This window comes from Methanoculleus sp. MH98A, assembly GCF_000691865.1.
Lineage (GTDB): Archaea > Halobacteriota > Methanomicrobia > Methanomicrobiales > Methanoculleaceae > Methanoculleus.
Map to the genome: position 1 here is coordinate 1 of NZ_JMIO01000217.1, position 1364 is coordinate 1364.

Annotated in this window: 1 protein-coding gene; it reads right to left on the reverse strand. The window is 54.8% G+C overall.

Features of this window, described 5'->3' with window-relative positions; all coding sequences use genetic code 11:
- Nucleotides 1-89 precede the first annotated feature (89 nt).
- Nucleotides 90-1256, reverse strand: coding sequence for an RNA-guided endonuclease TnpB family protein (locus EI28_RS12630; RefSeq protein ID WP_048114153.1), 1167 nt, complete (start codon nt 1254-1256; stop codon nt 90-92).
- Between the last annotated feature and the right edge of the window lie 108 nt (nt 1257-1364).

The window sequence follows — 1364 nt, forward strand, 5'->3', positions numbered from 1 at the left end:
CTCGTCCATCGTAAAAGGATCGTCATCCGTTCCGGTGATCCTTTTTAGAGGGGTCAACCACCCCGCCCTGAAGGGCGGGGCTTGAGACTCTATCTTGTCGATAGTTCTCGTCCGGGTGGTTGACTGCACCCCTGCACCTCCAAGGTATACCTGTAGGTGCGTGCTCTGGACTCGATGTTCCGAGCACCGATAAGATCGGCATGGAGGGAGTGCCCGCAGCATTCGCAGACAAACGACCTTCCATTCCGATTATTCTTGCTGATATGGTTGCATCGAGGGCAGGTCTGGGAGGTATAGGCAGGATCGACATAGACCGTCGATATACCCTTCTCCCGCGCCTTATACTCGATGAAGGACTGAAGTTCAAAGAACGCCCAGGAATGATGGGTGTATCGCCGCTTCCTGGGGGTATCTGGCCGATCCCTGATCCCGGACAGATCCTCCAACCCGATCACATCGACCCTGTTCTGAACAGCAAAAGAAACGATCTCCTTCGAGACGCGGTGGTTCATATCAGTCATCAACCGTCTCTCCCGGCCGGAGAGGTGCTTCAGCATTTTCTTTGCCGACCGGGTGCCCTTTGACTGCAACCGTTTCCGCATAGTAGAATAGATGTTGCGGAGATCCTTGGCTTTCCCGCCACAGAAGAACCGACACTTTTTGTCGGTCGTCGAGGCAACCGCAAGGAAGTTCTGCCCCACATCCACTCCCATAAAGGTCGAAGACTCCGCGACCTCACGGGTCTCTGTCTCCCTCTCGCAACAGAGGTGGAAGTAGTATGTCCCGTCCTTGTGTTTCACCAGTTTCGACGCGCCAAACTTCCAGGTTCCGTCGAGATACCGCTCCATGTGGGGGTACCGGAAGAACCGGTACTTCTTTCTCCCTTCGAGGGTCGTAAGACCGATCTTGTCTCCATCAAGGGAGAAGTCTCGCCCAAAGGAGAAGGTCATGGAGGTGGGGGCGTAGGTGATCTGCTGCCACCCGGTCTTTTTCGCCCGAACCTGTGCCTGGAGTGTCCGGTAGGTTCCCGTGACCTGCCGGACGACATTGCAGGACATCTGGGACTTGAGACCGATCTGTCCCCGAAGAGCGGGATAGACAATCTTCTGGAGGGCAGCAGAACCCTTGGGTTTCCCGAAGTTGTACACGATCGCAGAGACGTAGTTCATCCCCTCGGTGTAGGTCCGTACCGTCCGGTCGAGAAGATCGGGGTCGGAACAGTCCATCTTGAGGATGACGGTCTTTGTGGTGAGCACAGGTATCTATTTCACTCAAAAGTGTATAAAGTTAGATCAGTGAATCGCAATTCCCGCTCGGCCTGAAGATCGGGAACTCCTTGCGGAATCAGCTGAAGACGAAAAGAT